Origin of the sequence: Enterococcus malodoratus ATCC 43197 (assembly GCF_000407185.1) — a bacterium.
GTDB classification, from domain to species: domain Bacteria; phylum Bacillota; class Bacilli; order Lactobacillales; family Enterococcaceae; genus Enterococcus_A; species Enterococcus_A malodoratus.
The window spans coordinates 708008-726099 of sequence record NZ_KE136481.1 but is presented as its reverse complement, the minus strand read 5'-3'; the positions used below and the strand labels follow the sequence as shown (position 1 = coordinate 726099).

The following is an 18092-nucleotide window of genomic DNA, read 5'->3' as shown; positions in this document are numbered from 1 at the left end:
CTAACATATTTTTATCAAGGGTGCGATTGGAAGCGGTCATTTCCTTCGAATCGTGATTTTTTCACAAAACTTCGAGCAGGAGCGTTGCAATTTCACTAAGATTCTTGCTATTATAGTGCAGTAGTCAACATTTAAGAATTTTTTTAATAAAGGAGAGTTATTGTGAAAGAACATTCAATTCCAAAAGCGACTGTTAAACGATTGCCGTTATACTATCGGTATTTACGTATATTGAATAATGCAGGAAAAACCAAAGTATCATCGACAGAACTAAGCGAGGCGATCCAAGTGGACAGCGCGACGATTCGTCGTGATTTTTCTTACTTTGGGGAATTAGGCAAACGTGGATACGGATACGATGTCGAAGATTTGATGCATTTCTTCGGGAAAATCTTGAACGACGATCAATTGACTAATGTTGCATTAGTCGGTGTTGGTAACTTAGGTAGTGCCTTGTTGAAATTCAAATTCCACCAAAGCAATAGTATTCGAGTAAGTTGTGCCTTTGATGTCAAAGAAGATATCGTGGGTCGGATTGTGGACGGAATTCCCGTTTATCCGTTAGACAACATGGTCGAACAAATTAAATTGCAGCAAATTGAGATCGCGATCTTGACTTTGCCAGCACAACAAGCGCAACAAGTAGTAGACCAATTAGCTGACGCAGGGATCAAAGGAATCCTGAACTTTACAGCGGCTCGTTTGACTGCACCTGAAGATGTAATTATTCAGAGTGTTGATTTGACTAACGAGTTACAAACATTGATTTACTTTTTGCATCATAATACAGATAACAAATAAAAAGGACTGAGCGCATGCTCAGTCTTTTTTATTTGAATAATGTTTGATAATCAGTCGTTTCCGAATCTTTGGGCAGTTGTTTTAGAAGCTTTTCCAAGGAAGTGAAATCGATAAATCTTGCCTGTCGTGCAATTTCTTTTCCTTCATGATAAACCAAAACGGCGGGAACCGTTAAAACTTCAAAGACTCCGGCTAGTTCTGGTTCCTGCATAATATCCAAATGGTGGAAAGGAACATCGTTGGCTTCCGCAAGTTTTCTTGCTTTAGGCTCATCAACGTGACAGATGCTGCAAGTCTCAGAGGAAATAAAAACCACATTATTATAATCATTACGTATCGCGTCTTGAACGCTGGCTAATTTTTTCATAGGAAAGGTCCTTTCAAAAAAGTTATACTTACTATCTGTAAGATAATCAGAATTGGTCAAATTGTCAATTTTGTTGTCTGATAAAAATAGTTGTTTGATTTATTAAAAAGCGTTATACTCTCTAATGTACTCGCGGGTGTAGTTTAGTGGTAAAACAGAAGCTTCCCAAGCTTCCGTCGCGAGTTCGATTCTCGTCACCCGCTTTTGCATAGAGCGCCTAAACCTTTGTATTAAAGGGCTTTGGGCGCTCTTTTATTTACCGTTACACAAATATTCCCCAATAATATGAAAATGAGTTTTTTAGAGTATGTCTTTCAGGTAATCGAAAACTTTCTGTTTGTTCTTTTTTCGGTTCTCTTGTGTAGCTGAAGCGTACTCATATGACTGTGAAATGTTTTTGTGGCCCAGTTGCGATTTGATATAAATCGGATCAGCTTCAGCCAAAATCATAGCATCTGTTTTAGCATGCCTAAATCCATGAGAGGTAATACGAGGAACTTTAGCTAATTTACAGGTTTCTTCTATATATTTATTAACAGCATCATTAGTTATAGGCCAAGTGTTTCTTTCGTTCACAAAAACTAAATTTCTTGGGTTTCTCACTTTTCCAAGGATGACTCTCTCATTTTGTATTTTTTTATATTTTTTTAATTCCATAAACAGGGAGTAGGGCACATCTACTTTTCGAATTCCGCTAGGGGTCTTAGTATCCCCCAATCCACGATCCATCTCATCATATTGATAGGCGCGTTCAATATTAATCACACCATGAGCATCGTCCAGATCATCCCAGAAGAGAGCTGCAATTTCTTGATAACGACAACCTGTATAGAGCTGAGTGAGTACGAAATACTTGCTAATAGTATCAGGCCTAGCGAGAAGGGCTTCTCTAAACTTTTTAATATCTTTATAGCTGATCGTTATTTCTTTATTGTGTGAAGCATCAATTCCAGTGTTTTTAGCATTTCTTGCCGGATTAGATTAGATGTACTTCATGTCTAACGCTTCAAGAAATACCGCTTTACAAATTTCATGTCTATTTTTAACGGTTGTTTTTGATAATGGGTCGCCTTTTCTTCCGCCTTCTTGTCCTAACCAGTTTAAAAATTTTTGGTAGCTTAGTTTGGTAACGCCCGAAAGAGTTTGGTTTTTGCCGAAAAAGAACTCAAGGTTTTTTTCAGTGAGATAATAGCGACGAAGTGTCCGATTTGATACTTGTCCTTTTTTGAATGTCTCCACATATTCATGGAAAAAATCCAAAAGATTTGTTTGTTGAACCATTTCACCACGAGATATTTTCCCAAGGAATTCAGTTTCTAATGCTTCGACTGCTTTTCTTGTCTTGGCAGTAAACATCTTATCTTTCCAAGTATTAGTTATCGGGTCTTTATATTTGAATCGAATGCGCCATTTACCTTTTTCAATCATTTTGGGTTCTGCCATGTTACTCACTCCATAAATTATTATTATCTAAGTCAATTGTACCTAAGAGGGGGATTCTTACCGTATTGCCATCTTTGGTGGGTTTATAAATAGTTTTTTTGTGATCAAATACCATAATCTGATAATTCTGTTCACTGTAAAGCTTGTTTGGGTCTAATTGCCATTCTTTTTTTGTTTCAGGAAATCGCAAGTCAAGTTTTTGCTTTATTTGTTTTGCTGTATACATAAAAATGTTCCTTTCTGATTTTAATTATATGAATCAATAATTAGCTGGATTTCTGTTTATTTATAATTGTTTCATGATCCATTTCTCTGATTCAAAGCACCAAAATCAAACGTATGTTCTTTTTGAGTTTAAAAGAAAAGCCCGAAGGCTAATCTAGTTAAAGTTTCTGGTAAGTAATGTTTTCTGCAAACTTTGATAAAGAACAGATTGACGCATTTGGAAATTCTTTACTTAACTTAACTTTGAACTTTTGATAAATTCGATTTGTACTACTATTCAAATCCAAAACATCAAAACTATTATCAACAACAATAAGAATTTTATAGTCTTTCAAATCTGACTTATTTGAATATAAATCATACATAAGAATTTTTAACTCATTCGCTAAATTCTTATTTCGTGATTTATCGAATGATAGGGCTTTAATCGCAAAATTTTCATTTGCAAGATCAAAAATGTTATCTTCAATGAAATCATCATAAAATTCTCTTTTATTCTGTTTAAAGTTGAAATTATAGAACTTCAACTGTCTTTTCATTAATGATTTTACTTCACTTGTAGTAATTCTCTCACCCTTTGGCTTATCGTAATATAAAAAAGTATTTCTGAGATTTTCAATATCTTTAAGGTAACTTTGAAAAGTACTCTCAATCATTTCAACCGGTAAAAATCGAAATTCATTTACATAAAACCGTATGTTTTCTTCCAAAAAAGTAGGAGAGTTAATATTAGAAAATCTTTCCCCATAAGAATCTAATTGGTCTGAGTTAAACTCAAACCCAAAAGATTCAAACATTAATGAAATATAATCAGGGTCATATTCATCATCAAATGATTTAATTCGCTGACGATTTTTAATACTTTCAAATTTGCTCCAATTAAGTTCTGGAACATGAAAGACAATACCAACATTAATAGATTCTCTTCTTATAGGATCTGGCATATACTGAAGTACAGCATAATAGAGGCTAATTTTTTTCTTGATTGACATTTAATTAGCACGCTCCTTTCCATTGAGTAAAAACATCTTTTAACTGTGGCAGTAATTCTTTATAATGACCGATTTGGTGCTTAATAAGGCTCTTAACAGCATTTATATCATCTTCATTAATTCCCCATTCTATAGGGATGTTCTGAAAAAGTCCAGAAATTTCTTCGTTAGAAATAGAGGCTATTTTTTTTATTATAGTATCAAAGGGACTATTCCCGTTGATGTAATCCCTTAAGTACATGTAATTCTTACCTGAAAGATTGCTTAAAACAGTAGGAGGCATTGTTATACAATTCATAATTTGATTAGGAGTCCAATCTTGCCAGCCGCCAAAAATATGAGAGTGATCAATAATCATTAATCGTTTGGTCTTTTTATCGTAATAAAAATTACCATCATTTGTTGTTCGATCATCATTAATAATTAGTTGGTCAAAAAGAACTATACCAGGAATGTCTTTGGGATTGGTGATTGTTTTTAACATGATTGGATTGATTCGTGTTGAACCAATCATATATTCAGAGGCGAAGCAATAACATTCTTTAAATTCCAATTGGTTCATAACGAAATTCGATTTAATTTGCTCATTTGGAAGCCAAACGATTTCACATTTAGGAATTGGCAAATCAAGTAGAACGGCTAATCGATATGAAATCCATTCATTAAATAGTGTCTTTCCGCTACAATCTTGATTTATTCCTTTAAGAACATAAGTTGCGCCATCGTCACATTTAACTGAAAATGGATTTGTAGTTCCGTTTCTCATTTTTTCATTTACTCCATTAACACTTAATATGTGAACCACCTCCAAATTTTTTCTGCATTTTCTCTACTGTTAGGCCAACTAACATTTAATAATTCCCCGAACCGGAATCGAACCGGCGGCGCCAGGCGGGGAGGGTGGAGCTAATCTTTTTCTTGTAAGACTTTTTCAATGTCTTTTTTCGCTTGCACATAGTAGTTAGCTACTTGCTTGGCAGACTTGTGATCCAAGTCTACTTTTTCCAAATAAATGATTGCTACATCGTGAGCAGCTTTTCTAATTTCTTCATCTGACATTTCGATTCACCTTCTTTCAGATGGAAATCAAATTTCACTCTGTGGTGAGATCGATGGATTATTATTCTGCTTTGCCTGTAATTTCGTATTTGTCCACCGTTATCGCCGGAATGGTAATTTTCCCACCTAGAGTTGATTCATAGTCAGTAACTCCTCTGGACTCCCCATAGATTGTAACTAAATCATTTTCTAGGACACGACTAGTCAATTGTTCGCTAGAGATTTCGATTAACACCATATTATCGTAATCTTGCCCCACTGCTAGTCTATATTGAGTATAATCATCACCTTCAACAACTTGTACAATTTCTCCTGATAAAGTTACTTTTTTACCCTCATTATCATCAGGATTCCTCGCTAGGTTATCGTAAGTTATTCCTGTATTATAATCAGCAATATTCACTTCGGTAGGAACTGATGATTCTTCTTCAAATTCACTGTCAAAAGTAGATTCATCGTCAAGTTCATCAGATGATGAATCCGTTTCAGCACTTTCGCTTACAGAAGTAGCTATTTCTGATTCTGAACTTGACTTGCTAGCCGTTTCAGTTGGTGCGGTCACTCCAACGCCTATTGCACCCAATACCATTACTATAAAGGATATTCCTAAAACAATAAGACTAACTTTTTTATTCTTTTTCTTTAGTAATGCAACTACAAGCATAACGATTCCGACAATCAGAGCTAAAAAGCCTATAGTCATTATAATACCCATAAAGTCTTGCATTAAAACCCCTCCAATAAACTCAAATTTTACTCCCACTTATGGCAGGTAGTGATAGTCGCCTAAACTTATTACCCGAATGACTCTTGATATGCGTAGTCAAACGCAATTTGTTTTATTAAATCTTCATAAGCAAGATCGAGTTCATTTTGTTCTATAAATTGCATGTAGTTAAACTGATGGATATCTATGTCAGTAAGCGAAATATAAATTTTAATAAGTTCAGTAATCATAAAACAATCAGCCTGATATTCCATCTTTGAATGAAACTCATTCATTTTATAAATACCTACCAGATCATCATGTAAAAATCCATGCCCAGCTTCATGTAGAATTACTTTTATTTTTTCAAAATCATTAAGATCTGAAGAAACAAACATTGTTCTAATTTCTGAAATGTAACATCCAGGTCTGTTTAAATCGGAAAACACTAAAATAATGCCGTACTTTTCGAGAAGCGCTTTAACTTCTTCCATTATGAGCACCTCATTTATTTGCCGTATTTACCTTTCAAGTAAGCACGAATGATCTCTCTATCGTGATCGGTGATAGGTTCTCCATCGAAGCTCATGGCATTATCAAGCATTCTGTCAAGATCTGCGTCTGTGTATTTATTTTCTTTAGTTGAGTCGCTACTTTGTTTGTTTTTAATGTTTGTATTTCCTAATAAATAGTCTGTCGAGACTTCAAAAAGAGCGGCGATAGCTTTCAATTCATCAGCAGATACCTTTCTTTCGCCACTTTCTATTCTATTCATTATAGACTTATTCATATTAAGACGACGTGCAAGTTCAGCTTGGGTCCAGTCTTTTGATTCTCTTAAATTTATAATTCTTTTTGAAAGATTAGGCATAAGTAACTTTCCTTTCTATCGTTGTGATTAACACAACTATATAATATCATGTTGCAGAAAAAGAAATAAAAAAAGTTGAGGAAATATCAATTTATCTATTGACATTGCTGAAACTGCAACGTATACTATGTACATAGAGTTGCTAAAACAGAAATGAGGTGATTATATGAGCGTTACCGTGAATCTATCGCTGATAAAGAACGCTAGAGAAAAAAAGGGTTATACCCAGCAAACAATGGCGGATAAATTAGGGTTAAGAGACAAGTCTAAGTACTCTAGACGCGAGAATGGGGTATATTCTTTTCAACTAGAAGAACTTCCGCTGCTTGCCAAAGCCTTAGATATACCTTATGAAAATTTTTTTGGCTCAAACGTTGCTAAAAACGAAACGGACAAGGAGGTGGTTTGATGAAAGACAAACCACAAATGATTCGAGCATCAATCGATACACGATTCTTGAATCAATACATTAAAATGCTGATTCCTGCTATTCAACGTAAGTTTGATGTCGAACCAGGAATCGAAGGTTCACTATTTTCTGAGACGAATAGTATCGATGAAATGCATATCTTGTTTTTATCGACGGATGAACAAGCACAAGACATTTTCGATTTTATCAATTCAAAATGGCAATTCGAGAGTGAACCAATTCTAGCTTCATAGTATTGAATGAAGCGGGTTTGCCGTAATTAGAGTATGACAATAAAGGTATCTGAATTAAAGAGTTGAAAATCAGAACAAAAGGAGGGGTTTGATGAATGTAGTATCGCAAGTGTTGAGGCAACCAATCATTAATTGGCTAGTAAAAAGCGAGATAAGCAAGAAGCAGCTATCTCAAGCGTTAGGGGTTTCAAGACAAACACCTACTGACTGGACAAAAGAAAAAGCCACACCAGTAACACCAGAAAATGCAGTGCGTATGGCTGAATTTGCTGATGACAGCGAATTAACAATGAGCATTATTTATCAGTTTTTTGGAATTTTTCGCCCATTAGATGGCGACACTTATCGGAGAGATTTATCTTCATCTGATGATTTGAGAGAACTTGAAGAAAATGAGCGTGATAAAGCTAAAGTAATAGCACAACGAGTTTTATTGAAAAGGGTTCAAAAGTTAAACTCAGATGACTTTGATCTCTTGCTCAAATTTTCAAAAGAACAAGCTGAAGCGGTCTTCGCGAATATTCAATACTTAAATGCCTTGTGTGAAATTCAAAACATTTCAATAATGGATCTATTCGATATTTTTATGAAAGATTGGCAAGATGCCGGATACTTTGGAGGTGATTAGATGTCTGATTCAAATAAAGAAATGACTAGTTTAGCAAGATGCCTTTCACGAAATTTGTTTCTTTGTATGGGATACAGTAAACCAATTAAGATTTCCGAATTATCGAAAATGAGCGGGGTTTCTGTTGCTGTAATTAGTAGGATCAAGAATGATCGTGAAGGAAAAGAACGTGTACATTTGGAGACAGTAGTCAAATTGGCTTCTGCACTAGAAGTAGAAACTGTTGATCTGCTAAGCAAAGATTCGATATTCAAGAAGTTGGAGGGAACAGCATGAAGAAAATAAAAATTATTCGTGGATTTGGAATAGCCTTTGTTACTGGATTAGTACTAATGTTGAAGCTCAGCTCGATCCAATCGTTGAAAGTTTTAGTAATGATCATTTGCATAGCAGCAGCTAGCGTTTTAATCCCAACTACTATGATTTACGACGAGAAAGAATACGAACAACGCACAAAAAAAGAGACTTACTAGCCGGCAAGCAAAAGTAAGTCCCCAATGGAATAACATTCTAGGAGGATTATATCATGTTTAATTACGATACCGCAATGGCAGATCCAGATAGTCATATTTTTGTAAATGTATCACAAAATACTGACAAAGACTCTCCTGATAATTTAGAAGGGTGGGCTGATGATGGTGAAAAAATCAACAATCGAAATGACGCACAACGAATGGCTTGAAGACAGAAGAAAAGGTATTGGCGGGTCTGATGTTGGAACTATTCTTGGATTGAATAAGTGGAAATCACCTTATCAACTATGGCTAGAGAAAACAGGACAAGTAGAACTGGACGAATCAAATAGCGAACCAGCCTATTGGGGCAATGTTTTAGAAGAAATAGTCGCAAAAGAATTTACCGAACGAACTGGAAAAAAAGTTCGCCGTCGTAATCAAGTATTTGAACACCCGTTACATCCATTTTTGAGAGCTAATATCGATCGGGATGTTGTGGGTGAAAACGCCATTTTAGAATGTAAAACAGCGAATAGCTTCTTATCAAAAGAATGGGATGGCGAAGAGATCCCCATGAGCTATCTTTGTCAAATACAACATTACATGAATGTTTTAAATAGAGATTTCGCGTACGTCGCTGTCTTAATTGGTGGACAAAAGTTCATTTGGAAAAAGGTAGCACGGGATCAAGAATTGATTGACATAATAACTGAGCGACTAGTCGAATTTTGGGAAATCAATGTTATTACAGGAATGGAACCACCTATCGATGGTAGCGACGCTACCGCCGAGTTTATAAAGAATCACTATTCAACAGAGGGAACCGAAGAAATCAGTTTATCTAGCGAATATGACGAATTGATCGAAAGTAAACGGGACCTAAAGAAATCAGAAAAGGAAATTCAGACTCAGATTAAGAAGATCGATAACCAAATAAAATCGGAACTTGGAAAAAATGATGCAGTGGTCGGTATAAGCCCTAAATTCATTGTTTCGTGGAAGTCACAAGAACGGACTTCACTTGATAAAAAGCTGTTAGCTGAGAAATATCCAGAAGTAGTAAAAGATTCTAGTATTTACAAAACGTCTAGTTTTAAACGACTAGCTGAAAAGGAGATCAAATAAATGGCCACAAATGATACTTTAAAAAATCAGTTAAGCGAACAGAAATCGCAAGAAGTCAGCGCTCAATCATTAGGGTTCAAAGCATTAATGAATACACCAACTATGAAAAAGAAGTTTCAGGATATTCTCCATGAGAAGTCAGATTCCTTCATGGGATCATTGATGACTTTAGTTGGAGGAGACAACTATCTTTCAAATGCAGAACCAATGACAATTATTGCTTCTGCATTAAAAGCTGCGACCATGGATTTACCCATTGATAAAAATTTAGGTTATGCATATGTCGTTCCATTTAATAGAAAAGAAAAAGTTGGAAAAGACTGGGTCACACATAATGAAGCGCAATTCATACTAGGATACAAGGGATATATTCAACTAGCCCAACGTTCTGGTCAGTACAAAGCATTGAATGCTTTAGAAGTTTATGAAGGTCAATTGATTGAATGGAATCCCCTAACAGAAGAGTTTATTTTTGATTATTCAGCCAGGGCTTCAGATAAAGTCATCGGTTATGTAGGTTTCTTCGAATTATTGAATGGATTTAAAAAAACAGTTTATTGGACGAAACAAGAAATCGAAGCTCATCGAATTAAAAATGCTAAAGGTTACGACAAAGAAAAATTAACAGGCGCTTGGAAAGATAACTATGATTCGATGGCCATTAAAACAGTACTACGTAATCTCCTTGCTAAATGGGGAATCTTGTCGGTAGAAATGCAGACAGCAGTGACTTCCGATGAAAAAGTATTTCGACTTGGTGATAATGACGACTTGATTGAAGAGACCGCATTGAATGAAGCTGAGCCAATCAAAACTGATAGAAAAGAAGCAGAAAAGGTTAATGAAAAACCGACCAATGAAAATCAAACTGCTCTATTTAACGATAAGCAGCCACCATTGAAAGACGATAAATACCCATTTTAATAGAGGGAGTTTTCTCCCTCTACACTAGGAGGTGAAGCTGTGGCAAGGCCAATAAAAAATGGTCTTGATTATTTCCCTCTCGATGTAGATATATTTGAAGACGAAAAAATAGAAGCTATTGCTGGGGAGTTTGGCATTAAAGGTGAACTAGCGGTAATCAAGCTATTATGCGCGGTATACAAAAAAGGATACTTCGTTGTATGGAATGATTTAACACGAGCAACACTTTTAAAGCGCCTGCCCGGAGTGAGTAAGGAATTGTTGGACCAAATAGTCAACCGCTTAGTTACATGGGGATTCTTTGATGAAAGCCTGTATAACTCGGCTAAGGTCTTGACCAGTGAAAACATCCAAGCGAATTTTTTCGAAGCGACAAAGAGACGGAAATCACCAAAACCAACAGCTTATTTAATTAATGCTGACAATAATGAACAAGCAACCGTAGTTAATGCGGGCATTAAACCACAAAGTAAAGTAAAGGAAACTAAAGTAAATAAAAATATAGTATCTTCTGAATCTAGTAATACTAAACATTCAGAAAACAATGCTGTACTTTATTGGATTAATCAAGTGAACCCAGCAGAAGCACCATTCATAACTCAATCTATTCAACATTGGGTGAACGATTTTAAGGGTCAGGATGAAATTGTGATACTAGCAATTGATGATATGCTAAAAAATGGTGCTCGAAACTATAAGTATCTTGAGAAGATCCTGAAAAGCTGGGAAGCAGCCAAGTTAGATACACCCGAAAAAGTTGCAAATCATCTAGCTGGTCACTATCACAAGAAAGCACAGAGGCAGCAACGCGGACGAGTCACAAAGTTGCCTGATTATATTTCTAATCCACCTAAACCGCCTAAAATAAGTCCAGAAAAAGAGGCAGAGATAAAGCGAAAAATGGCAGAGTTTTGCCGCGATGATGATCAGTAAAAGATATTGGAGGGTGCTTATGAGTAAAATAAATAATCAACGTTTAGAGACGGTTCTACTCTATATCGATAAATTTATAAAAGAACATGATTATCCACCGACAATTCGGCAAATATCAAAAAATACAGGAATCCCTTCCACTTCAACTGTCAGCGCCTATCTCTGGCAATTGAAAGCCATGAACCTATTAAAAATTGAACCAGGAGCTTTCAGAACTATCCGAATGACCGAAAGCGGAAGAGATCGCGTCAAGGAGTTGAAGTGTTCATGAAAATGACAGATAAAGAGCGTTTTAGACACCTGATGGCCCATCCGAATTATTGGAAAGACGAGACAATCCAGAAAGAGGCTAATGCGCTAGGTAAGAAAATCTGGAACCAATCATCAAAAAGACCAAGAAAAATGATTCAAGTGAGGCTTGGAGATAAGGTCGTTTTAACTGGAACTTGTGTTGAAATAGCGAAACGGTCAAATCTCTCTGAAACACATATCAAGAACTTAGCTAGACAAAACGGAATGGATAGTTTTGGAAAAACGTATAGGTATCTGGAGGGACCGCTATGAAGTTATGGGAGCGTCGGAGAATTGATCGGCAAGTACGCTTGTTTATCAATTCTATGCCTGAGAACTATAAAATTTATACGCCCAAAGAGCAAATTATTAGCGAAATTCTAGCAGCAAATGATTGGTTTATAACCATTTCAAAGCCTATGGAAGTAATTCGGGAGGAAGTAGAAAAACAATTTGATATGTATGTGAGCTGACCTTTGGAAGGGTGATAAACGTGGAAATGAAAGAGCAGTTTATAAATTCTGTCATTCGTAACATGGAGCCTGAACTTGAAGTTAATCAACTTAAGAAATTGAAAATTGTACTAACGATCAATTTAAATCATATACGTGTAGAAAAAGAGAACACTGATCTAGTCATATACGACGAATCGGGTGACATTGCTGCATACAAACAATATTTCGTGTCAATGAAGCTGCGAAACTTATCCAACGGCACGATAGAACTCGCTATGAGGACGATCGACGCCTTCCAAAGATCAGTGAAGAAACAATACAAGGACGTAACAACCCAAGATATTCGATTGTATATCGCTTACCGCGACATGAAGGACCATTTATCAAGCGCCACTTTGAATCGTGAACGTGGGTGCATCTGCAGGTTCTATACATGGCTGTTCGAGGAAGAATATATCCCCAAGAACCCAGCAAAACGTGTTGAACCTATTAAGGTGGAGAAACGACTGAAAAAAGCCTTCACACCGATTGAAGTGGAACTAATGCGGAATTCCTGCAGAAAACCAAAAGAAAAAGCAGTGTTTGAACTATTGCTCAGCACGGGGTGCCGAGTGACTGAGTTAACCATGCTGGCTATGGAAAATTACGACCAACAAAGAGGGACCATTACAGTAATTGGAAAAGGCAATAAGGAGCGCACGGTCTTCGTCAATGCCCGCGCTAAAGTGGCAATTGATAATTACTTAATGATCAAACCGCATTTTGAAGGTTCGATCATATGCGGACTGCATGGAGTTGGAACGCAGATGACTTCGAATGGCATTCAAAAAATGGTCAAAGGGATTGCAAAGCGTGCTCATGTAGCTCACGCGCACCCGCATAAGTTTCGAAGAACTGCAGCAACATTTGCTCTGAAGAGAGGAATGAGCTTGAACGATGTAAGGCGCTTTCTTGGACACACGGATGTTGATACGACGCTGCAATATATTGATACTAGCGGATCAGATCTGAAGTTAGAACATGAGAAGTACGTTGCATAAGACAAACAAGGAGATTAAAAGCATGAAATTAAATGGTAAGTTTCAATTAATTGAAATTGGGAATATTGAAAGAGAACCACGATTGCTCGTTTCAAAACACAACATGAGATTCAATAAACCGTTATCAGCTCGAATGGATTATGTTGACCATGTGAAAATTTACTTGAATAGTGAGGAAAAACTATTGGCAGTTATGCCATGCACTAAGAACTCTCCAGGAGCTACTAAATTCTATAAGAAAGACAATAACAAATGCAAAAATCCAATTTGGTCCAATCAACGTTTTATCCATTTGTTGGAAAAGCTAAACGGATGGGATTTGGAAATGAACAGTTATGGATTATACCCTGAAAAGTTGGATGACGGTGGGCTGTACTTTGATTTTTCAAAGGCTAAAGTTCTTAGCAAAAAGTAAAAGCTCCTAAAACTGGGGCTATTACAGAGGAAAGGAGTGATCATTTGGCAAAGGTATTAGATGCTTGTTGTGGCAGCCGGATGTTTTGGTTTGATAAGAACAATCCAATCACAACATATATGGACAAAAGGCAATATTACGAGGAGTTAGATACAGGGCACATAATCAATGTTGATCCAGACGTTTTGGCCGATTTTACAGAAATGCCCTTTTCTGATAATGAGTTTGATTTAGTCGTATTTGATCCGCCGCATATGGTCAATGCTGGTGAAAATTCATGGTTGGCCAAAAAGTACGGTAAGCTTGACGGCAACTGGCCAAAAATGATTCACGATGGATTCAATGAGTGTATGAGAGTTTTAAAACCTAATGGAACGCTAGTTTTCAAATGGAATACTGATCAAATTAGTTTCAGAGAAGTATTATCCTATATCGATCACAAGCCTTTATTTGGTGATAAACGTAGTAAAACACGTTGGACAGTTTTCTTAAAAGAAGTCAGCTAACGGAGGAAATCAATCACTAGGAAAGGAAAGATTTTAGTGGAAAAAATACAAGGCTTGAAAGTCGGATCAAAAGAATGGTTGGAACGCTTGAACGGGGCAGTAACATTTCCTGAAAAATTTGCATTTTACTATAACAAAAGAGAAAACATTATCCAAATAGGCGTAGTTCGTTCTAAGGGGAAGGTTGAAAATATCAGATGGAGTGCTGTAAAGCCAAGTCTTTTACTGTTCCATCCAGAAGATTTAACAGCTTTAGTTGCTGTCAAGAACGTTGAAAGTGATGAAGAATACACGGAGCTGGTACTGAAATATCAAAAATTGTGGTGTAAATAAGCGACCACAACAGCAAAGTAGGAGGATTTGATTTGAAAACAATTAAGCAATTACAAATAGAAGTACATGAGAACGCGGTGAAGCATGGTTGGTGGGATGAAGAAAGAGAGTTCGGCACATTAGTAGCTCTTTGTCATTCGGAATTATCAGAAGCGCTTGAAGAGTCTAGAAACGGTCGCGAACTGAACGAAACCTACTTAGGCGTATACGGAAAACTCGAAGGAGTGCCGTCCGAACTTGCCGATGTCGTTATTCGTATCATGGACATGTGCGAAAGATATGGAATTGATCTGCAAGACATTATTGAACAAAAACATGAATTTAATAAAAGCAGATCGTACAAGCACGGCGGAAAGAAATTCTAGTAACGACCACTATCAAGGAGGAAAAATAATGAAATATAGAAAGAAACCAGTAGTAATCGAAGCGTTTCAGTATGACGGAGATTTGATTTATTCCGATGGCACACCTTATGCACCAGATTGGGCAATGGAAGCAAACGAGAACGGCGTGTTCGTTTGGGAAGGGCAAGGAGACTTATATATCAAAACGCTCGAAGGAAACATGCTAGTAACACCCGGAGATTATGTGATCAAAGGAGTACAAGGTGAGCTGTACCCATGTAAGCCTGATATTTTTGAAGCAACCTATGAAGCAGTGGAGGACAGCGAATGATTGCAACAACCATAATTTATACCATAGTCGGCTTCATAATAGCTGCTCTGGGATACACCTTATTTAATGCCAGCGAAAGAAGCGAAAAAGGTTGGCGAGTATTTGGGGCTATTCTGTTTGTTATAGGAGCTTTGATAATTTTTGGAGCAGAATTGAATCTCTACTTCAATGGAACGCAGGAAGAATTAATCAAGTGGATGTTTTGGATGAAAGATTAGTTCCGTTAACCACGCCTATGCAGGAAAAAATCAATAAGATTGAACATGTCAAACTTCAATAAGTAAGCCAAAAAAAGAATCTGCATACGCAGATTCTTAAGGACTAGTCTTCTTTTGCAGAATCAACAAATGAGTGAACACCGTCAATGTTCAATAAAATTCCTGCATCACGAAAACTATCTGCGAAAGCTCGGAATTCTATATCAGTCCATTGATGGCTATGGTTGGTTCTAACATTATTCAAAAATTCGCGATTATAGACTTTAAATTTATCAATTAGAGACGTAAATTCTGGTCTATCGTCCAAAGTTTCAATATTGTCTTTTAGAAATACCTCAGCGTCACAATAAAGACTATGAGCTTCAGTTAGATAGGCTAATGCGCAAGTAAGGTCAGATAATTTTTTTATCAAATCGTCATCACTTTCAATTTGGAACAGTATTTTATGACTCTTATTTGCAAAAATAAAGCCTTGTCTAACTAGTTCTGAAAATATTATTTTTTTGTTATCCAATTTTTTTCACCTCCTTATTAAGTTTATAAGAAGATTATATCAAATAAAGCACTTTCAAAACTATTGTAATTAAAAAGCAGGCTAACTCAGCCAATAGAGGAGGTTTAGAAATTGACAGTCAAAGAATTAATTGAAGAGTTAGAGAAAAATTGAAGACAAATCCCTCGAAGTCCATGTAACTGAAATGGGGATAGGTGAATTTTACACTCATGAATCATGCGAAGTTGAATTTGATGAAACAGAGAAGAAAGTTTTTGTGTGGTGAGTAGGGAACTCAGCCTAACAAGTAAAAAAAGATGGCCATTGAAAATGTAGGAAAAGGGCCATCGAAAATGTAGGTTTTCGGCAATTTAGTTCCGGTAACCGAAGCGATTGCATAGAAAAAGACCGTTGGGCTGATTCCAACGGTCAATGAATTAGATTTACTTTAAAAAGATAAATTTAATTCGGAAAAAGAGCTTTCGTCTAGTTTCCGCTAGACTTGAGTATTTTAGCACAAAAAGACCCCCGGGATAAGTCGGAGGTCTCTGAGCTAGTTGAAATATGCTTCAGATTAATGAAATCAAAAAGGAAGAACCTAGCTCGTTTAAATTATAACACAAAAAAGGACTACCGCGGTATGATACGGCAGTCCATGAGCTAGGGAATGGGGAAGCTAATTAATCGGTAAGAAGCCTAGCTCGCGCACATATTTTGTCTTCTCAAAAGACAAATATATTTTAACAAGATAGCGTTTTCGAAATCAACCGCGAACGGTAGCAAGGAGGAATATTTCCAATGAAACTAAAAGAACTAATCGAGCAGCATACGTTAAAAGTTGTTTTGTGCGGTCACTGCGAATGTGGAGAGCGCAAATATGATTTGATCACAGATCATAATCTCGCTTACCCACCAATTCATGAGTCGACCATTTTAGAAGTTAAGCCAGAATTGTTGGAGGTGGCAGAATGAAACACAAGATTTGGGGACCAGAAAAAGCTTTCACGTATTTAGGTATGTTTGGAAATAAATCTTTTTCAGGAGACAATCGATCTAAGATCAGGAGACGAAGACTCGTCGGACTTATATTTAAAGAAAAGAAACCGAAAGAGGGATATAAAACGTATACTGTTCGACGCTCAAAACCTTATTACACATGGGATGCCTCATTGATGCCAGAAGACAGTAAGTACTACTGGAGAGAAATTGAAGAATATATACAAGAGATCCGGCAATCGAAGCAATAGCAAACAAAAAAGACTAATAGAAATTAGCCTTAAATCTCGCCTTTAGAACGTTTTGTGGCAAGTACCATATTCAAAACAAAGTTTACAAAAAATAAAAAGCTAGCAACCTTTAGTATGGTACTAATGCCATTTGAGAATATTAAAAATAAGGAACAAACAAAATTAACTAAGGCAATTAAAAGGAAAATATTTAGCAAAGATCTTTTTTTCAAAGTGGTCACTCCTTTTTTTAATATTCTTAATTGTCAAATTAAGTTAGACAAATCATCAATACTTACGTAACTCAAAAATACTTCCAAAGGTGTTCGATAATCCAGTGATTTTCTAGGAATATTATTTCGTTTAGATGTGACAGATTGAATAAAAGATTCATCTACTGAATTGAAATCCATAGATTTCAATAAACCATCTCTACGTAACAATCCGTTAGAATTCTCGTTTAGGCCTCTTTGAGACGGCGTTCCTGGATCAGCGAAATAAATGGCAATATCATTGGCATTACTGATTTGTTTCCAATTTGAAAATTCCTTTCCACAATCAAAAGTGATGGATTTGAATAGATTTTTCGGTACAGATTCAAACCAATGATTTAATTTTTTTTCAATATCAATCGCTTGTCTACCACACGGTTTCAATGTGATGATAACTTTTGATAATCGTTCAACTAAGGTAATTACAGCACTTTTATGTTTCAGACCTACGATAGTGTCACCTTCAAGGTGACCAAACTCATTTGAGAATTGGCTATAATCTTTTTCACGTTCATGAATAGAGCGGCGGAAAGCTTGTTTTCCACGCCTTTCTTGATGTCCATTCGGTTTACGCTTGCCTTTCATCGGTAAGTCAGAAGGATTAAATAGCCCCTTTTTGAACATACGATAAATGGTACGAGCAGAACAACGAATAGGAAACGCTGCACGACCAACAATCACATCGGGTGTCCATCCTTGAACAACCTTTCTTTGAATATATTCTGATTGTTCCTCGGGTAAAACAAGCGGGCGTCTACCACAGTTTGATTTGTTTTTCTTATACTGTTGATAGTATTCTAAGGCTGATTTTCCTTGCTTGAAGAATAGGTATACTTTATGGATCGTTTGTCTTGAACGATTCAAGCAATGCGCAGTTTTCGCAACAGATTGATTTATTTTGAAATAAGACTCTATCATTACAAGTTCATCCGTTGTAAGATGGGTATAGGTCATTTGTACTCACTCCTTATAATTC

Annotated in this window: 34 protein-coding genes and 1 tRNA gene; 23 read left to right on the top strand and 12 right to left on the bottom strand. The window is 36.3% G+C overall.

Annotation, left to right across the window (positions count from 1 at the left end; all coding sequences use genetic code 11):
* Positions 1–162: 162 nt before the first annotated feature.
* Entirely contained in the window at positions 163–801 is a 639-nt protein-coding gene (locus I585_RS03645; protein ID WP_010739685.1) for a redox-sensing transcriptional repressor Rex, read from the top strand.
* 28 nt (positions 802–829) lie between these two features.
* On the opposite strand, the gene I585_RS03640 is transcribed toward I585_RS03645, so the two are convergent.
* Entirely contained in the window at positions 830–1168 is a 339-nt protein-coding gene (locus I585_RS03640) for a thioredoxin family protein (RefSeq protein ID WP_010739684.1), read from the bottom strand.
* Between the two features lie 132 nt (positions 1169–1300).
* Here I585_RS03640 and I585_RS03635 point away from each other — a divergent pair.
* Positions 1301–1371: transfer RNA gene (locus I585_RS03635), tRNA-Gly, on the top strand.
* A 97-nt stretch (positions 1372–1468) separates the two neighbouring features.
* On the opposite strand, the gene I585_RS23610 is transcribed toward I585_RS03635, so the two are convergent.
* The 9 genes from I585_RS23610 to I585_RS03600 all read right to left on the bottom strand — a co-directional run bounded on the left by I585_RS23610 (position 1469) and on the right by I585_RS03600 (position 6464).
* Entirely contained in the window at positions 1469–2071 is a 603-nt protein-coding gene (locus I585_RS23610; protein ID WP_371198563.1) for a site-specific integrase, read from the bottom strand.
* Positions 2072–2149: 78 nt separating this feature from the next.
* Positions 2150–2611, bottom strand: a complete 462-nt coding sequence (locus tag I585_RS23605; protein ID WP_010739682.1) for a phage integrase SAM-like domain-containing protein — start codon at positions 2609–2611, stop codon at positions 2150–2152.
* A 1-nt stretch (position 2612) separates the two neighbouring features.
* Positions 2613–2837, bottom strand: a complete 225-nt coding sequence (locus tag I585_RS03625) for a hypothetical protein (protein ID WP_010739681.1) — start codon at positions 2835–2837, stop codon at positions 2613–2615.
* 157 nt (positions 2838–2994) lie between these two features.
* Positions 2995–3828: a DUF3037 domain-containing protein gene (locus I585_RS03620; protein ID WP_010739680.1), complete on the bottom strand. Its 834-nt coding sequence runs from the start codon at positions 3826–3828 to the stop codon at positions 2995–2997.
* Positions 3829–3832: 4 nt separating this feature from the next.
* Entirely contained in the window at positions 3833–4633 is an 801-nt protein-coding gene (locus tag I585_RS03615) for a HipA family kinase (protein WP_034708635.1), read from the bottom strand.
* Between the two features lie 101 nt (positions 4634–4734).
* Positions 4735–4887, bottom strand: coding sequence for a hypothetical protein (locus I585_RS23345; protein ID WP_010739678.1), 153 nt, complete (start codon positions 4885–4887; stop codon positions 4735–4737).
* Positions 4888–4948: 61 nt separating this feature from the next.
* A complete protein-coding gene (locus tag I585_RS03610; RefSeq protein WP_010739677.1) occupies positions 4949–5614 on the bottom strand; it encodes a hypothetical protein in 666 nt (221 codons plus the stop codon).
* Between the two features lie 68 nt (positions 5615–5682).
* Complete coding sequence (locus I585_RS03605; protein WP_010739676.1) at positions 5683–6087, bottom strand: ImmA/IrrE family metallo-endopeptidase; 405 nt, start codon at positions 6085–6087, stop codon at positions 5683–5685.
* Between the two features lie 14 nt (positions 6088–6101).
* A complete protein-coding gene (locus I585_RS03600) occupies positions 6102–6464 on the bottom strand; it encodes a helix-turn-helix domain-containing protein (protein WP_010739675.1) in 363 nt (120 codons plus the stop codon).
* 166 nt (positions 6465–6630) lie between these two features.
* Between I585_RS03600 and I585_RS03595 the strand changes: the two genes are divergently transcribed.
* From I585_RS03595 to I585_RS03510, 19 genes are all read left to right on the top strand, one after another.
* A complete protein-coding gene (locus I585_RS03595) occupies positions 6631–6873 on the top strand; it encodes a helix-turn-helix transcriptional regulator (RefSeq protein WP_010739674.1) in 243 nt (80 codons plus the stop codon).
* A complete protein-coding gene (locus I585_RS03590) occupies positions 6873–7127 on the top strand; it encodes a hypothetical protein (RefSeq protein ID WP_010739673.1) in 255 nt (84 codons plus the stop codon). Before I585_RS03595 ends, I585_RS03590 begins: the two co-directional genes overlap by 1 nt.
* 91 nt (positions 7128–7218) lie before the next feature.
* Entirely contained in the window at positions 7219–7755 is a 537-nt protein-coding gene (locus tag I585_RS03585; protein ID WP_010739672.1) for a helix-turn-helix transcriptional regulator, read from the top strand.
* Positions 7756–8031 (top strand): helix-turn-helix domain-containing protein, encoded by a 276-nt coding sequence (locus I585_RS03580; RefSeq protein WP_010739671.1) that lies wholly within the window; start codon positions 7756–7758, stop codon positions 8029–8031. It begins immediately after the preceding gene.
* Positions 8028–8228 (top strand): hypothetical protein, encoded by a 201-nt coding sequence (locus tag I585_RS03575; protein WP_010739670.1) that lies wholly within the window; start codon positions 8028–8030, stop codon positions 8226–8228. Before I585_RS03580 ends, I585_RS03575 begins: the two co-directional genes overlap by 4 nt.
* A 53-nt stretch (positions 8229–8281) precedes the next feature.
* Positions 8282–8437 carry a hypothetical protein gene (locus I585_RS23340; protein ID WP_010739669.1) on the top strand — a complete coding sequence of 52 codons (156 nt, stop codon included), beginning with the start codon at positions 8282–8284 and terminating at the stop codon, positions 8435–8437.
* Entirely contained in the window at positions 8394–9335 is a 942-nt protein-coding gene (locus I585_RS03570) for a YqaJ viral recombinase family nuclease (RefSeq protein ID WP_172463181.1), read from the top strand. Before I585_RS23340 ends, I585_RS03570 begins: the two co-directional genes overlap by 44 nt.
* The gene (locus tag I585_RS03565; protein ID WP_010739667.1) at positions 9336–10259 is read left to right on the top strand and encodes a recombinase RecT; all 924 of its coding nucleotides are present in this window, start codon (positions 9336–9338) and stop codon (positions 10257–10259) included. It abuts the gene before it with no gap.
* Between the two features lie 39 nt (positions 10260–10298).
* Complete coding sequence (locus tag I585_RS03560; RefSeq protein WP_010739666.1) at positions 10299–11192, top strand: Lin1244/Lin1753 domain-containing protein; 894 nt, start codon at positions 10299–10301, stop codon at positions 11190–11192.
* A 19-nt stretch (positions 11193–11211) separates the two neighbouring features.
* Complete coding sequence (locus I585_RS03555; RefSeq protein ID WP_010739665.1) at positions 11212–11463, top strand: LexA family protein; 252 nt, start codon at positions 11212–11214, stop codon at positions 11461–11463.
* Positions 11460–11756 (top strand): hypothetical protein, encoded by a 297-nt coding sequence (locus I585_RS03550; protein WP_010739664.1) that lies wholly within the window; start codon positions 11460–11462, stop codon positions 11754–11756. Before I585_RS03555 ends, I585_RS03550 begins: the two co-directional genes overlap by 4 nt.
* A complete protein-coding gene (locus tag I585_RS03545) occupies positions 11753–11956 on the top strand; it encodes a hypothetical protein (protein ID WP_010739663.1) in 204 nt (67 codons plus the stop codon). Before I585_RS03550 ends, I585_RS03545 begins: the two co-directional genes overlap by 4 nt.
* Positions 11957–11976: 20 nt before the next feature.
* Positions 11977–12978, top strand: a complete 1002-nt coding sequence (locus tag I585_RS03540; RefSeq protein ID WP_034708328.1) for a tyrosine-type recombinase/integrase — start codon at positions 11977–11979, stop codon at positions 12976–12978.
* 22 nt (positions 12979–13000) lie between these two features.
* Positions 13001–13393 carry a hypothetical protein gene (locus I585_RS03535; protein ID WP_010739661.1) on the top strand — a complete coding sequence of 131 codons (393 nt, stop codon included), beginning with the start codon at positions 13001–13003 and terminating at the stop codon, positions 13391–13393.
* A gap of 44 nt (positions 13394–13437) precedes the next feature.
* Positions 13438–13899: a class I SAM-dependent methyltransferase gene (locus I585_RS03530; protein WP_010739660.1), complete on the top strand. Its 462-nt coding sequence runs from the start codon at positions 13438–13440 to the stop codon at positions 13897–13899.
* A gap of 36 nt (positions 13900–13935) precedes the next feature.
* Positions 13936–14232 carry a hypothetical protein gene (locus I585_RS03525; RefSeq protein WP_010739659.1) on the top strand — a complete coding sequence of 99 codons (297 nt, stop codon included), beginning with the start codon at positions 13936–13938 and terminating at the stop codon, positions 14230–14232.
* 32 nt (positions 14233–14264) lie between these two features.
* On the top strand, positions 14265–14597 hold the full coding sequence (locus I585_RS03520; RefSeq protein WP_010739658.1) for a nucleoside triphosphate pyrophosphohydrolase family protein: 333 nt from the start codon (positions 14265–14267) through the stop codon (positions 14595–14597).
* Positions 14598–14625: 28 nt separating this feature from the next.
* The gene (locus I585_RS03515; protein WP_010739657.1) at positions 14626–14907 is read left to right on the top strand and encodes a hypothetical protein; all 282 of its coding nucleotides are present in this window, start codon (positions 14626–14628) and stop codon (positions 14905–14907) included.
* Complete coding sequence (locus I585_RS03510) at positions 14904–15125, top strand: hypothetical protein (RefSeq protein WP_010739656.1); 222 nt, start codon at positions 14904–14906, stop codon at positions 15123–15125. The genes I585_RS03515 and I585_RS03510 overlap by 4 nt, the downstream gene beginning before the upstream one ends.
* A 103-nt stretch (positions 15126–15228) precedes the next feature.
* Here I585_RS03510 and I585_RS03505 read toward each other — a convergent pair whose 3' ends face one another.
* Positions 15229–15639 carry a hypothetical protein gene (locus I585_RS03505; RefSeq protein ID WP_010739655.1) on the bottom strand — a complete coding sequence of 137 codons (411 nt, stop codon included), beginning with the start codon at positions 15637–15639 and terminating at the stop codon, positions 15229–15231.
* A gap of 777 nt (positions 15640–16416) precedes the next feature.
* Here I585_RS03505 and I585_RS23335 point away from each other — a divergent pair.
* Together I585_RS23335 and I585_RS03495 are read left to right on the top strand one after the other, a co-directional pair.
* Complete coding sequence (locus I585_RS23335) at positions 16417–16590, top strand: hypothetical protein (RefSeq protein WP_010739654.1); 174 nt, start codon at positions 16417–16419, stop codon at positions 16588–16590.
* The gene (locus I585_RS03495) at positions 16587–16865 is read left to right on the top strand and encodes a hypothetical protein (protein WP_010739653.1); all 279 of its coding nucleotides are present in this window, start codon (positions 16587–16589) and stop codon (positions 16863–16865) included. Before I585_RS23335 ends, I585_RS03495 begins: the two co-directional genes overlap by 4 nt.
* Before the next feature lie 245 nt (positions 16866–17110).
* On the opposite strand, the gene I585_RS03485 is transcribed toward I585_RS03495, so the two are convergent.
* A complete protein-coding gene (locus I585_RS03485) occupies positions 17111–18070 on the bottom strand; it encodes an IS30 family transposase (protein WP_002330482.1) in 960 nt (319 codons plus the stop codon).
* Positions 18071–18092 lie beyond the last annotated feature (22 nt).

Bases quoted from the DNA above. Each gene is read 5' to 3' on its own strand.
- I585_RS03640 (WP_010739684.1), bottom strand. From the start codon at position 1,168: ATGAAAAAATTAGCCAGCGTTCAAGACGCGATACGTAATGATTATAAT.
- I585_RS23605 (WP_010739682.1), bottom strand. From the start codon at position 2,611: ATGGCAGAACCCAAAATGATTGAAAAAGGTAAATGGCGCATTCGATTC.
- I585_RS03625 (WP_010739681.1), bottom strand. From the start codon at position 2,837: ATGTATACAGCAAAACAAATAAAGCAAAAACTTGACTTGCGATTTCCT.
- I585_RS03620 (WP_010739680.1), bottom strand. From the start codon at position 3,828: ATGTCAATCAAGAAAAAAATTAGCCTCTATTATGCTGTACTTCAGTAT.
- I585_RS23345 (WP_010739678.1), bottom strand. From the start codon at position 4,887: ATGTCAGATGAAGAAATTAGAAAAGCTGCTCACGATGTAGCAATCATT.
- I585_RS03610 (WP_010739677.1), bottom strand. From the start codon at position 5,614: ATGCAAGACTTTATGGGTATTATAATGACTATAGGCTTTTTAGCTCTG.
- I585_RS03605 (WP_010739676.1), bottom strand. From the start codon at position 6,087: ATGGAAGAAGTTAAAGCGCTTCTCGAAAAGTACGGCATTATTTTAGTG.
- I585_RS03600 (WP_010739675.1), bottom strand. From the start codon at position 6,464: ATGCCTAATCTTTCAAAAAGAATTATAAATTTAAGAGAATCAAAAGAC.
- I585_RS03595 (WP_010739674.1), top strand. From the start codon at position 6,631: ATGAGCGTTACCGTGAATCTATCGCTGATAAAGAACGCTAGAGAAAAA.
- I585_RS03590 (WP_010739673.1), top strand. From the start codon at position 6,873: ATGAAAGACAAACCACAAATGATTCGAGCATCAATCGATACACGATTC.
- I585_RS03585 (WP_010739672.1), top strand. From the start codon at position 7,219: ATGAATGTAGTATCGCAAGTGTTGAGGCAACCAATCATTAATTGGCTA.
- I585_RS03580 (WP_010739671.1), top strand. From the start codon at position 7,756: ATGTCTGATTCAAATAAAGAAATGACTAGTTTAGCAAGATGCCTTTCA.
- I585_RS03575 (WP_010739670.1), top strand. From the start codon at position 8,028: ATGAAGAAAATAAAAATTATTCGTGGATTTGGAATAGCCTTTGTTACT.
- I585_RS23340 (WP_010739669.1), top strand. From the start codon at position 8,282: ATGTTTAATTACGATACCGCAATGGCAGATCCAGATAGTCATATTTTT.
- I585_RS03565 (WP_010739667.1), top strand. From the start codon at position 9,336: ATGGCCACAAATGATACTTTAAAAAATCAGTTAAGCGAACAGAAATCG.
- I585_RS03555 (WP_010739665.1), top strand. From the start codon at position 11,212: ATGAGTAAAATAAATAATCAACGTTTAGAGACGGTTCTACTCTATATC.
- I585_RS03550 (WP_010739664.1), top strand. From the start codon at position 11,460: ATGAAAATGACAGATAAAGAGCGTTTTAGACACCTGATGGCCCATCCG.
- I585_RS03545 (WP_010739663.1), top strand. From the start codon at position 11,753: ATGAAGTTATGGGAGCGTCGGAGAATTGATCGGCAAGTACGCTTGTTT.
- I585_RS03535 (WP_010739661.1), top strand. From the start codon at position 13,001: ATGAAATTAAATGGTAAGTTTCAATTAATTGAAATTGGGAATATTGAA.
- I585_RS03515 (WP_010739657.1), top strand. From the start codon at position 14,626: ATGAAATATAGAAAGAAACCAGTAGTAATCGAAGCGTTTCAGTATGAC.
- I585_RS03510 (WP_010739656.1), top strand. From the start codon at position 14,904: ATGATTGCAACAACCATAATTTATACCATAGTCGGCTTCATAATAGCT.
- I585_RS23335 (WP_010739654.1), top strand. From the start codon at position 16,417: ATGAAACTAAAAGAACTAATCGAGCAGCATACGTTAAAAGTTGTTTTG.
- I585_RS03495 (WP_010739653.1), top strand. From the start codon at position 16,587: ATGAAACACAAGATTTGGGGACCAGAAAAAGCTTTCACGTATTTAGGT.
- I585_RS03485 (WP_002330482.1), bottom strand. From the start codon at position 18,070: ATGACCTATACCCATCTTACAACGGATGAACTTGTAATGATAGAGTCT.